The organism is Pseudomonas sp. NPDC089741 (assembly GCF_044748825.1).
Lineage (GTDB): Bacteria > Pseudomonadota > Gammaproteobacteria > Pseudomonadales > Pseudomonadaceae > Aquipseudomonas > Aquipseudomonas helmanticensis.
The window spans coordinates 78,708-90,749 of record NZ_JBIVGT010000021.1; the positions used below are offsets into that span (position 1 = coordinate 78,708).

The 12,042-nt window shown below is 57.9% G+C and carries 12 protein-coding genes and 1 pseudogene; 3 read left to right on the forward strand and 10 right to left on the reverse strand.

All coding sequences use genetic code 11. The features are described from left to right. Window positions 1–144: 144 nt before the first annotated feature. Both ACIPZE_RS19465 and ACIPZE_RS19470 read right to left on the reverse strand, forming a co-directional pair. Window positions 145–1,770 carry a methyl-accepting chemotaxis protein gene (locus ACIPZE_RS19465; protein WP_400774664.1) on the reverse strand — a complete coding sequence of 542 codons (1,626 nt, stop codon included), beginning with the start codon at window positions 1,768–1,770 and terminating at the stop codon, window positions 145–147. Window positions 1,771–1,900: 130 nt separating this feature from the next. Further along, complete coding sequence (locus ACIPZE_RS19470; RefSeq protein ID WP_400774667.1) at window positions 1,901–2,956, reverse strand: amidohydrolase family protein; 1,056 nt, start codon at window positions 2,954–2,956, stop codon at window positions 1,901–1,903. A gap of 128 nt (window positions 2,957–3,084) precedes the next feature. Between ACIPZE_RS19470 and ACIPZE_RS19475 the strand changes: the two genes are divergently transcribed. Together ACIPZE_RS19475 and ACIPZE_RS19480 are read left to right on the forward strand one after the other, a co-directional pair. Beyond that, complete coding sequence (locus ACIPZE_RS19475) at window positions 3,085–3,501, forward strand: OsmC family protein (protein ID WP_008082948.1); 417 nt, start codon at window positions 3,085–3,087, stop codon at window positions 3,499–3,501. A 61-nt stretch (window positions 3,502–3,562) separates the two neighbouring features. Continuing rightward, on the forward strand, window positions 3,563–4,429 hold the full coding sequence (locus ACIPZE_RS19480) for a pirin family protein (RefSeq protein ID WP_400774670.1): 867 nt from the start codon (window positions 3,563–3,565) through the stop codon (window positions 4,427–4,429). A 194-nt stretch (window positions 4,430–4,623) separates the two neighbouring features. Here ACIPZE_RS19480 and ACIPZE_RS19485 read toward each other — a convergent pair whose 3' ends face one another. The 4 genes from ACIPZE_RS19485 to ACIPZE_RS19500 form a co-directional block, all read right to left on the reverse strand. Beyond that, complete coding sequence (locus ACIPZE_RS19485; RefSeq protein ID WP_283437210.1) at window positions 4,624–5,352, reverse strand: dienelactone hydrolase family protein; 729 nt, start codon at window positions 5,350–5,352, stop codon at window positions 4,624–4,626. Window positions 5,353–5,420: 68 nt separating this feature from the next. After that, window positions 5,421–7,325, reverse strand: coding sequence for a molecular chaperone HtpG (htpG, locus tag ACIPZE_RS19490; RefSeq protein WP_400774673.1), 1,905 nt, complete (start codon window positions 7,323–7,325; stop codon window positions 5,421–5,423). Between the two features lie 81 nt (window positions 7,326–7,406). After that, window positions 7,407–7,859, reverse strand: a complete 453-nt coding sequence (locus tag ACIPZE_RS19495) for a PaaI family thioesterase (RefSeq protein ID WP_283437211.1) — start codon at window positions 7,857–7,859, stop codon at window positions 7,407–7,409. Next, window positions 7,856–8,332: a PaaI family thioesterase gene (locus tag ACIPZE_RS19500; RefSeq protein WP_129391083.1), complete on the reverse strand. Its 477-nt coding sequence runs from the start codon at window positions 8,330–8,332 to the stop codon at window positions 7,856–7,858. Before ACIPZE_RS19500 ends, ACIPZE_RS19495 begins: the two co-directional genes overlap by 4 nt. Window positions 8,333–8,490: 158 nt before the next feature. Here ACIPZE_RS19500 and ACIPZE_RS19505 point away from each other — a divergent pair, with 158 nt between their 5' ends. Then, window positions 8,491–8,727 (forward strand): hypothetical protein, encoded by a 237-nt coding sequence (locus tag ACIPZE_RS19505; protein WP_008082962.1) that lies wholly within the window; start codon window positions 8,491–8,493, stop codon window positions 8,725–8,727. Window positions 8,728–8,806: 79 nt separating this feature from the next. On the opposite strand, the gene ACIPZE_RS19510 is transcribed toward ACIPZE_RS19505, so the two are convergent. From ACIPZE_RS19510 to ACIPZE_RS19525, 4 genes and pseudogenes are all read right to left on the reverse strand, one after another. Beyond that, on the reverse strand, window positions 8,807–9,208 hold the full coding sequence (locus tag ACIPZE_RS19510) for an MAPEG family protein (RefSeq protein WP_129391081.1): 402 nt from the start codon (window positions 9,206–9,208) through the stop codon (window positions 8,807–8,809). Next, window positions 9,208–9,945: a DUF599 domain-containing protein gene (locus ACIPZE_RS19515; protein ID WP_400774676.1), complete on the reverse strand. Its 738-nt coding sequence runs from the start codon at window positions 9,943–9,945 to the stop codon at window positions 9,208–9,210. The genes ACIPZE_RS19510 and ACIPZE_RS19515 overlap by 1 nt, the downstream gene beginning before the upstream one ends. Before the next feature lie 257 nt (window positions 9,946–10,202). Further along, a complete protein-coding gene (gene brnQ / locus ACIPZE_RS19520; protein WP_283437214.1) occupies window positions 10,203–11,516 on the reverse strand; it encodes a branched-chain amino acid transport system II carrier protein in 1,314 nt (437 codons plus the stop codon). A gap of 420 nt (window positions 11,517–11,936) precedes the next feature. Continuing rightward, window positions 11,937–12,042 (reverse strand): annotated as a pseudogene (locus ACIPZE_RS19525) (succinate--CoA ligase subunit alpha); the annotation flags it as partial.

Here is a 12,042-nt window from a genome sequence, read left to right on the forward strand (position 1 = left end):
AAGAACAAAGAGCCCCGCAAATGCGGGGCTTTTTTGTGCCCCTGCGGGAGCTGCGGCACGCTGCGATCTTTTGATCCTGATCTTTAAAATCAACATCAACAGATCGCAGCCTCGTTTCACTCGACAGCTCCTACAGGGATGTATTCAGACCGAGAATTTGGCGACCATGTTGTTCAGGTCCACCGCCAGCCGCGACAACTCCTGACTCGCGGCACTGGTCTGATTGGCCCCCGCCGAAGTCTGCATCGCCAGATCGCGAATATTCATCAGATTGCGATCCACCTCGCGCGCCACCGCTGCCTGCTCTTCCGAAGCACTGGCGATGACCAGATTGCGCTCGTTGATCAAGGTAAACGCCGAGGCAATTTCCTCCAATGCCGTACCGGCGGCCTTGGCCAGCTCCAGTGTCGAACGCGCGCGCGCATTGCTCTGCTGCATCGAACTGACTGCCGAATCGGTGCCCTGCTGAATGCCGCCAATCATCTGCTCGATCTCCTGCGTCGACTGCTGCGTGCGATGCGCCAGCGCGCGCACCTCATCCGCCACCACCGCAAACCCGCGCCCGGCATCACCGGCCCGCGCCGCTTCAATCGCCGCATTCAGCGCCAGCAGATTGGTCTGCTCGGCAATCGAGCGAATCACATCCAGTACCTTGCTGATGCCGTGAACTTTCTGCGCCAGATCTTCTACCTGCGAGGCATTGTTGGTTACGTCTTCAGCAAGAAACTCGATCGACGAAACGGTCTGCTGCACCTGTTCGCGACCCTGTTGGGCGATGCGATCGGATTCACGCGAAGCCTCGGAAGTCGCCACCGCATTGCTGGCCACCTCCTCCACCGCCGCGGTCATCTGATTCACCGCCGTGGCTGCTTGCTCGATTTCCAGACTCTGCTGATGCAACCCGCGCGTCGCGTCTTCGGTGACGCAACTGAGCTCCTCGGACGCCGAAGCCAATTGGCTGGAAGACTCGGAAATTTGTCGAATCGTGTCACGCAGGTTGTGCTGCATGCTCTTCAGCGCGTGCAGCAGTCGCGCCGGCTCATCCTTGCCGCTGATATTGATATCGCCGGTCAGATCACCACCCGCCACCACCTCGGCCACGCCCAACGATTGCGCCAGCGGCAGCACGATGCTGCGGGTCAGCAACAGCGCCAGGCCAATGGTGATCAGTGCAGTAACAGCGATCATCACGCCAACCCACACCCGCGAATTGATAAACACCAGTCGCGCTGCCTCTGTCGCCAGGTTGGCATTGTTTTTGTTCAGCTCGACCAGCGCTTTCAGGGTCACCGCCATATCGTCGGCCAGCGGGCTCATCTGCCCATTGAGAATGGCGGCGGCCTCCTCGACACGGTTTTGCGCGGACAGCTGCATGACTTGCGCCTGGAACTCCAGATACTGGTGCTCAGCGACCTTGAAGCGGTCGAACAGCTTGCGCTCTTCGGGCAGCACGATCAGCACGTCATAGCGCTGCTGGGCTTCACTCAGCACACCGCGCAGCTCATCGAGCTTGGCGACATTCTGTTCAAGCGCCTGTGGATCGCGATTGAGCAACAAACGCATGGTCAACGCGCGCAAACGCAGCATGTCCTGACTCATCTCACCGACCGCCATCACGCTCGGCAGCCAGTTGTTGTCGACCTCATCAGACTGCGCGCGCATGTTGGACATCTGCAGCAAAGCGAACGCCCCGAGGGCAAACACCATCAACGCCAACAGGCCAAAACCGAGGCCGGCGCGCGGGGCAATATTGAGACTACGGATACTCATTGCTCTGGTTCCTTCCAAAAGCGCTGCATCAACCCTGCAGCTGGTTGCTCTAGAAGGTATCGGCCCGGCGAAAAATTGCGTAAGACAAAAACGCGATATCAAAAGGCCTTGATCCTTCCAACCGACGGCATTAACGATTCAGCGTGCTTTTGCCGGACTTGAGCTCTGTTCGCGGCAAGATCGCCAGGAAGTTATCGCGAGCCACCCTGCGGGCGACATCTTCCGGCAATGCATCGAGAAATGGCTTGAAGCTGCGCATTTCCTCACCGAGTTTGTTGAATCGTCCTACCACGTCAGAGCCGAGCATGAAGCGCTGCGGGTATTTCTCGACCAGCGCCAGCCATTCCGGGCGTGGCTGGCCCTGCTCATCCAGCAAATATGGCGTGAGCATGCTCCACGACAAATCAACATACAGATTCGGGTAGGCCTCAAGCATGCGCGTCAGCGTTGGCAGCAAGAATTTCAGTTGGGTCTGATGCCGATGAATTTCGGCGCTGGTCCCGGCATGCGCCCAGATGAAGCGCGTGTGCGGGTGATTACGCAGTGGCTCTTCGATTTCCTTCAGGTACAGCGGATTTTTCTCACGCTTGGAAGTGATGTTGGAATGCAGCATCACCGGCAGGTCGTTTTCCGCCGCCAAATGATAGATTTTGGTCATTGCCTCGTTATTGGCGCGCGGCGTGTCGCCGGACGTCAGCGCGGAGAGGTCGTCATGCCGGGTGAACACCTCGCCGATGCCCTGCCATAGCCCTGGATACAGATCGAGCATGCGCTGGATGTGCGCGGCGGAGTTCTTGTCGTTAGGATTGAAGCCCGACAGGAAGGGATGAAAGTACGGGCGCTGCTCGGGCGACAACTTTTGCACCGCATCGGCGACGATCACATCGGTTGCACTGTACCAATAGGCATCGGCGTCGTCCCCGGCGTAATAGCGCGGACGCTTGGGTTCGTCTTCGTGCCATTTCTTCGCCACCGGAATACCGGAAATCATCACATGCTCGACGGAGCTTTCCTGCATGGCTGTAAGCAATTTCGCCATGCCGGCAGTTTCCTGGAAAAAATCCACATAATGCAGATGCGCATCGCTGTAGTTGTATTCGCGGGCGGTGGCGTTGCCGGCAAAGGCCAGCAGGCAGGCGAGACTCAAACGATACAGGGACACAAGTAATCTCCGGCAAGTAGGCATAGCCTAGACCGCGCCCTGACGACAAGGGTTCATCCCGCAGGAAAGTGGAACGCGTACCAGTGGGAATGCTCTATAACTGCAAGGTCTTTGTTGATCGAACGACTTTTCCTACTGCCTGTGAGGTTCCCATGACTGTTACCGTCAATACCGTCTCCGCTGAAGGTTTTCGTCACACCGTACAGATTGATGACCACGAATTGTTTGCCGACGTGCCGAAATCCGCCGGCGGCGAAGGCTCAGCCCCTGAGCCGCATGACTACTTCGACGCGGCGCTCGGTGCCTGCAAGGCGCTGACCCTGAAAATGTACGCGAAGAAGAAAGACATCCCGCTGACCGGCGTCGGTGTCGACGTCAAACGTGACAACAGCGAAGAGCAGAAAGGCAAATACGTCCTGCACGTCACCCTCACCCTCAAAGGCGTACTCACTGACGCCCAGCGTGAGGAGTTGTTGCGCGTCGCCGACCGCTGCCCGATCCACAAACTGATGACCACCAGTGAAGTGACCATCGAAACCCACGCCCCGCAGGGTTTCGATAGCCAGTAACCCTCCTGATGCCAGCGGCGGGTTATGCTTCTGGCATCGCCCGCTCAGTCTGGAATGCACCATGGACACGCAACCTCTGATCATCCGCCCGCGCGCCGAAGACGTCGAAGGCCAGCCCATTCTGCGCCCGTTGCCGTCAGCCAAATGCCGCAGCGTCGGGCCTTTCGTGTTTTTTGATCACATGCTCGAGACGGTGTATCCGACGGGCAAAGGCATGAACATCCGACAACACCCGCACATCGGTCTGTCGACGCTCACCTATCTGTTTCAAGGGCAGCTCCTGCACAAGGACAGCCTCGGCTCCGATCAGGTGGTCGGCGCTGGCGATGTCAGCTGGATGACCGCCGGCAGCGCGATTGCTCATGTCGAGCGCACGCCTGAGCCGTTGTGGGATCAGAGCTTCACGATGCACGGTTTGCAGATCTGGCTGGCGTCGCCCAAGGATCATGAACAAGGCCCCGGGCATTACAGCCATCACCCGGCGGCGACGTTGCCGGTCAGCGATAACCTTGGCGTACAGATCCGCATGATTGCCGGGTCAGGCTTTTGCCTGGAATCGCCGGTGCCGGTGCTTTCGCCGACGTTGTATGCCGAAGTGCAGATGCAAACGGCAACCACCCTGCTGATTCCGACCGAGCATGAAGAGCGGGCGGTGTATGTGCTGAGCGGAGATGCGCAGTTGAACGGCGAGCCGATTGAGCCACATGCGCTCGTAGTGCTGCCGGCCGGGGAAGAGCTGAGCCTCTTCGCCGATAGTGATGTGCACGCCGTGGTGTTTGGCGGCGCACCATTGGACGGGCCTCGGCGGATCAACTGGAATTTTGTCGCGAGCGATCCGGCGGCGATCGATGAAGCGCGGCGCAAATGGGCGGCCGGGGATTGGCCGACGGTGCCAGGGGAAGTCGAGCGGATTGAATTGCCGCGCTGAAAAGCACCCTCACCCCAGCCCTCTCCCAGAGGGAGAGGGAGCCGACCGAGGTGTCTGGGGTAATACATCGACCTGAAAAATCTTGGCGATTATGGATTCAGCACAGCCCTTTCAGGTCGGCGTAACCCTCAAGCATCCCCCAATCAGTCCCTTCTCCCTCCGGGAGAGGGTTAGGGTGAGGGGCTTTTCGCTTTTCAGCCCTTGAACACTTCATCCAGCAAATCATGCATCGACTTGAACGCGCGCTTGGCGGTCTTCTCGTCATACATCATCTTGCCCGGCACATTGGCATGCGGATCAGTAAACGAGTGCACTGCACCGCCGTAGCTCAGCAACTGCCAATCGACCTTCGCCGCGTTCATCTCGTCTTCAAACGCCGGTAGCTGCTCTTTCGGCACCAACGGGTCGGAAGCACCGTGCAAGACCAATACCGAACCCTTGATGTTCTGCGCATCGGCCGGATTCGGCGAGTCCAGCGTACCGTGGAACGATATCGCCGCCTTCACCGACGCACCGGTGCGCGCCAGATCCAGTGCACAGCAGCCGCCGAAGCAGAAACCGAACACCGCCAGTTTCGAGGTATCGACCGCCGCTTCGCCCTGAGCCTGCAATTGCTCGAACGCCGTCTGCATACGCTTGCGCAACAGCGCGCGGTCGTTCTTCAACGGCATCATCGCCGCACCGGCTTGATCACCGTTCTGCGGACGCACGGCCTGACCGTAGACATCAGCGATCAACACCACGTAGCCCTTGGCCGCCACCGATTTGGCGATTTCTTCGGCACCGGCGCTGACGCCCATCCAGTTCGGCGCCATCAACAAACCCGGACGCGCGCCTTTGTGTTCGGCGTCGAACGCCAGACGCCCTTCATAAGGTTGGCCGTCAATCTGATAGACCACGGAACGTACAGTGACTTGGCTCATTTCTGACTCCTGATTTGTTAAACACCAGAATGAAAAAACCCGCCGAAGCGGGTTTTTCCTCAACTTGGTTAAACCGACAGTTCAACCAGCAGCTTGTTCAGACGGCGCACATACGCGGCCGGATCCTTCAAGCTGTCGCCGGCAGCCAGGGCTGCCTGATCGAAGAGGATGTGCGACAGGTCGCCAAAACGCTCTTCGCTCTGCTCGCCATCGAGTTTCTCGATCAGCGGGTGGCTTGGGTTGAATTCGAAGATCGGCTTCGAATCCGGCACTTTCTGCCCGCTGGCTTCGAGGATCTGACGCATTTGCAGACCCAGATCCTGCTCGCCGATGGCCAGGATGGCCGGCGAGTCGGTCAGACGATGCGATACGCGGACTTCAGCCACGGAATCGCCCAGTGCGGCTTTCAGACGCTCAACCAGACCTTCTTTGGACTTGGCGACTTCTTCTGCGGCTTTCTTGTCCTCTTCCGAGTCCAGGTTGCCCAGATCGAGATCACCGCGTGCTACGTCGACAAAGCTCTTGCCGTCGAACTCGCTGAGGTAGCTCATCAGCCACTCGTCGATGCGGTCGGTCAGCAGCAACACTTCGATGCCTTTCTTGCGGAAGACTTCCAGGTGCGGGCTGTTCTTGACCTGCGCGTAGGTTTCGCCGGTGAGGTAGTAGATCTTGTCCTGACCTTCCTTGGCGCGTGCCAGGTAGTCGGCCAGACCGACGATCTGCTCGCCGTCGTCGCCATTGGTCGATGCAAAACGCAGCAGACCGGCAATTTTCTCTTTGTTGGCGAAGTCTTCAGCCGGGCCTTCTTTCATGACCTGACCGAAGTTCTTCCAGAAACCTTTGTATTGCTCAGGCTCGTTTTTCGCCAGTTTTTCCAGCATGTCGAGCACGCGCTTGGTCAGCGCGGTTTTCATCGAATCGATGATCGGGTCTTTCTGCAGGATTTCACGCGACACGTTCAGCGACAGGTCGTTGGAATCGACCACGCCTTTGATGAAGCGCAGGTACAACGGCAGGAACGACTCGGCCTGATCCATGACGAACACGCGCTGCACGTACAGCTTCAGGCCTTTCGGCGCTTCGCGCTGGTACAGGTCGAACGGTGCACGGGCCGGCACGTAGAGCAACGAGCTGTATTCAAGCTTGCCTTCGACTTTGTTGTGGCTCCAGGCCAGCGGGTTTTCAAAGTCGTGGGCGATGTGCTTGTAGAACTCCTGATATTCCTCGTCCTTCACTTCAGTGCGAGGGCGAGTCCACAGGGCGCTGGCGCGGTTGACGGTTTCCCATTCAACGGCTGGTGCCTCTTCGCCTTCAGCGGCAGCCGCTTCTTTCGGCAGCTCGATCGGCAAAGCGATGTGGTCGGAGTACTTCTTGATGATGTTGCGCAGACGCCAGCCATCAGCGAACTCGTCTTCTGCAGCTTTCAGGTGCAGGACGATGCGGGTGCCGCGTTCTGGTTTGTCGATGTTCGCAACTTCGAACTCGCCCTCGCCTTTCGACGACCAGTGCACGCCTTCGCTGGCTGGGGTGCCGGCGCGACGGGAGTACACGTCAACCTGATCGGCAACGATGAAGGCAGAGTAGAAACCGACACCGAACTGGCCGATCAGGTGCGAATCTTTCTTCTGATCACCCGAGAGGTTTTTCATGAAATCGGCGGTGCCGGATTTGGCGATGGTCCCCAGGTGGGCGATCACATCGTCACGGTTCATGCCGATACCGTTGTCTTCGAGGGTGACGGTCTTGGCGTCCTTGTCGAAGCTCACACGGATTTTCAGATCAGCGCCACCTTCGAGCAATTCTGGCTTGGCCAGGGCTTCGAAGCGCAGCTTGTCGACAGCGTCAGAGGCGTTCGAGATCAATTCGCGAAGGAAAATTTCCTTGTTGGAATACAGCGAATGGATCATGAGGTGCAGCAGCTGCTTTACCTCGGTCTGGAAGCCCAGGGTTTCCTTTTGAGTTTCCACACTCATGGTCATCAAACTCCAATCAGATGGCAGTGGCCGCGACCCAAATGGTCGGCGGCGGGTTGTCTTGTGAGTTTGGGGCGCTGTTCAGGATTTCAAGGGCTCATCGATTTTGAAGTGTGCTCGGGCGGTGGCAATCGGTTCGCTTTCGGTACTTTGCCAGGCCGTGACGGCGACGTTGGCCACTCGCCGACCCTGGCGACACACCTGACATTTGGCCCAGGTGTCGCGAAACTGCCCGGCGCGCAGGTAATCGAGGGAGAAGTCGATAATCTTCGGCACGCCGGGTGCGCCGGTGAAGATCAACAGATGCAACGCGGCTGCCAGCTCCATGAACCCGGCAATCACTCCGCCATGGATCGCCGGCAGTAAAGGGTTACCAATGTTGTCCTTGTTCGCTGGCAGCTTGAACAGCAGTTCATCGCCAACGCGCGAACACTCGATGCCGATCAGCCCGGCATAAGGGATCAACTGCAACAGCGGCGCATAGTCGCCCTGCGCGTGAGCCTTGAGCAATTGCGCTTTCAGGTCATCGCTCATTGGCCTTCTCCCTTGATTGCGCCGCCAAAACCTTTGGTGCCCTTAAGGCCTTTGCCCATGCGCATGAACGTACCGACAACATGGGCGATCGGCTGCTCAGGATCGTCCTGATAAGCAAAACCACGGGCGAAAATCACGTCAGTAGTCACCCGATAGCACTGAGCGAAGCCGTACACGTCCTTATTCGGTTCGGCGGCGTGCATGTAGTCGATGCGCAGATCGAGGGTCGGACAAACCTCGAATTCCGGCAGCACGCATAGGGTCGACATCCCGCAGGCGGTGTCCATCAGCGAAGTAATTGCCCCGCCATGGATGACACCGGTCTGCGGGTTGCCAACGATTTTCGCGCTGTACGGCAAGATCACCGTCAGCCCCTCCGTGGAGGCGCTATGCACCTGCAAACCGAGGACCTGACAGTGGCGCAACGCCGACAGAAATCGCGTCGCACGCTCAAAAACGGGGTTTTCGGCCATTTGATAATTACTCTCGTTATAGCCTGTTGCCAGTAGTAAGGAATAGCGCAAAAGTTCCGCTACCAAACAAAACTATATATCTGAAAGAAATGAGGAACTTAACCTTCAGCGCCAGGCTCTTAAGGCCAGTAGTTATTTTCCATAAGGAGAAACACCCCATGCGTAAGACTTTAGCTATTGCCTTGATGTTGACCGCTTCCCTCGGTCTCGCTGCCTGCGATAAAAAATCCGAGGACAAAGCTCAAGATGCCAACCAACATGCTGAACAAGCTCAGCAAGACATGAACAAAGCTCAGGATAAAGTGAACGACGCTGCGAAAGAAAACGCCGAAGCTGCCAAAGCTCAGGCTGAATCGAACGCTGCTGCGCAAGACGAAGCTGCCAAGAAGCAATAATCCGCTTTTTTGCTGCAGAAAAAAGAAAACCCGCCAAGTGCGGGTTTTCTTTTGTCTGGGATTTAACGCCAGCGTCGCCTTAGAGCAACACAGTTCTAAAAGTCGGACTAATCATCAACAACAACGAGCACACTAAGCCGACGAACCAGACCAGGCTGCGCAACGACGGCTGATCCGCCAGGTAAAGCCACAAGTAGAGAATCCGTGCGATCACAAAGATGATCGCCAATGTATCGATCAACCAGCCCGCCGTTTGCGTGGTATGCGCCATCAGCACACCCACCGCAAACAAGATAAATGCCTCGATGCTGTTCTGATGCGCCGCCAGTGCTCGCGCGCCGTAACCGGTCAGTTGCGCCTGTTGCTGGCGCGGCAAGTGATTGTTGTAACCGCCCTGCTCTTTCATTGCCTTGGCCACGGGCATACGCGCGACGTAGATCAGCAAGGCACTAATAAACACACACCAGAACGGAATACTCATCAAGCAGCCTCTTTGTTCGCCTCGGGAATGGGCGTCTCTGTAGGGGTATAGACCATGACATCGAGAACGTCGGAATGAAACTCGCGTCGGTACAACACCAAGACCACACCGGCGCTCATTAACATGAATAACCACGGGCTGACGAACCACGCCAGCATGGTCATGCCGAAGTAGTAGGAACGCAGGCCGAAGTTGAACTGGTTGGCCGCCATCGAAATCACTCGCGCCGCCCGTGCAGCGAACGCTTTGCGCTCCTGCTCGGAGACATGGCGCTCACCGATCATCGGCGCCGAGCCGACCAGCACCGCCGCGAAGTTGTACTGGCGCATGCACCAGCTGAAGGTGAAGAACGCGTAGACGAACACCATCGCCAGGCACAACAGCTTGATCTCCGACATGCCTTGCGAGGCCTGTTGCACCATCGGGATGTCCGCGAGCAACGACACCGCGCGCTCCGACGCACCGAGCACGGTGAGAATACCGGCGAGGATGATCAGCGTGCTCGAGGCAAAAAACGAGGCGTTGCGTTCAAGATTGCCGATCACGCTGGCGTCGGCGATACGGTTGTCGCGCAGCAGCATGCGGCGCATCCAGTCTTCGCGGTACAAGTGCAGCACGCTGGCCAGGCACGCGGTGTCGCGGCCCTTCCACGTGGCATAACGGGTGTAACCGCCCCAGCAGATGACAAACCAGCACGCGGCGAGCAGGTGGATCAGGTTGGCTTGGATGAACGACATGCAATTCCTTGTGAATATAGATGCTGTACCTGCAGGAGTGAGCCTGCTCGCGATAGCGGTGTGTCAGTCACCATTGAAGTTGCCTGACACACCGCTATCGCGAGCAGGCTCACTCCTACATAAAAGCTGTGCAGTGCTTCGACGTTAGCGTAAGGAAAAAGACACTGCCTGACGCGCATAAAAAATGCCCCGTATCGATTGATACGGGGCATTTCTGTTTAAGCGTTGAAGACCCGCTTTTGGCGGGTCAGGCAACGTCAGGCAACTGCTTCGCTGCGTTTGCCCAGCAGACGATCGCACACGACCGCGACCACCAGGGTCATCACGCATGGCACCAGCCACGCCAGGCCCTGCTCGCTCAGCGGCAGGTGCGACAGCTGCGCTGGCATCCAGTCAGCCAGACCAGCGCCTTTCAGCGCGTCGATGCTGCCGAACACGAATGACACCAGCATCACCGGACCGAGGATGCGCCCGTGTTCATGCCAGAAGTCTTTGCAGAAGCTCAGCGCGACCAGAACGATGCATGGCGGGTAAATCGCCGTCAGTACTGGAATCGAGAATGCGATCAGCTTGGTCAGGCCCAGGTTGGACACCAGCAGCGAGAACGCCGCCAGGATGATCACCAGGGTCTTGTACGACAGCGGCAGTACGCGGCTGAAATACTCGGCACAGGCGCAGGTCAGGCCCACGGCTGTTACCAGACACGCCAGCGAGATCAGCACCGCGAGGAAACCGCTGCCCAGCGAACCGAAGGTGTGCTGAACATAAGCGTGCAATACCGCCGCGCCGTTGGTTGCACCGACGGCCACTTCGTGACTCCCGGAACCGAGACGGAACAGGCTGACGTACACCAGGGCCAGACCGACGCCGGCGATCAGACCAGCGATGATCGCGTAACGGGTGATCAGTTTCGGCGACTCGACGCCACGCGAACGGATCGCGTTGACGATGACGATGCCGAACACCAGTGCGCCCAGAGTATCCATGGTCAGGTAACCATTGATGAAACCTTGGGAGAACGGTGCCGCGACGTATTCCGGCGTGCCGTGACCAATGTCACCCGCCGGCAAGGCGAATGCAGCGATACCCAGCACTGCCAGCGCGATGATCTTCAGCGGCGCGAGGAAACGGCCGACGGTGTCCAGCAAACGCCCAGGGTAGAGCGAGATGAAGAACACCAGCAGGAAGTACACCGAGCTGTAGAGGAACAGCGCCAGCGGGCTTTCACCGGTCAGCGGCGCCAAGCCCACTTCAAACGAAACGGTGGCGGTACGCGGGGTGGCGAACAACGGGCCAACCGCGAGGTAGCACGCAGCCGCGAGAATACCGCCGGCAACCTTGCCGATCGGGCTGCTCAGCGCGTCCATCGCCCCACCGACCTTGGCCAGCGCAACGACGGTGATCACCGGCAGACCCACTGCGGTGATCAGGAAGCCTAGCGCGGCCATCCAGACATGAGGTCCGGCCTGCAAGCCAACGATAGGCGGGAAGATGATGTTGCCAGCCCCAACGAACAGGGCAAATGTCATAAAGCCAAGTGCCAGGATGTCCTGACCTTTCAAAACTTTCATTAAGGTAATACCACACTACTGAATCGGAATTTAGAGGGGGATTGCCCTGTGTAATTAGGGAAATGCTGTCAATCCGTATGGGACTGACCCTTAAAGCGCGTTGCATGCCTTGTGGGCGGCAGACGCAAAAATGGCTGCTAGCCTAACGAATTTGGCGTGTAAACGCACTGTTAGAGGGCGAACTATCCGATACGCGACGTTTCCGTGTCGCGTTTACGTATCTATTTTTCGTTGGGATGGCAAAGATCAAAAGATCGCAGCCTTCGGCAGCTCCTACATGAGGATGAAAGTATTCCCATGTAGGAGCTGCCGCAGGCTCGGGCCGCGATCGGACGATCTTTTGATCTTCCAAATTGCAGAAACGACAAAGGCCACCCGAAGGTGGCCTTTGTTTGGTAAAGCGTCAGCTAAGCGCGAGGCTTACTTGACAGCCCAACCGGTCAGCTCGGCCAGGGCCTTGCCGATGTCTGCCAGCGAACGCACGGTTTTAACGCCTGCGTCTTGCAGAGCAGCGACTTTCTCGTCT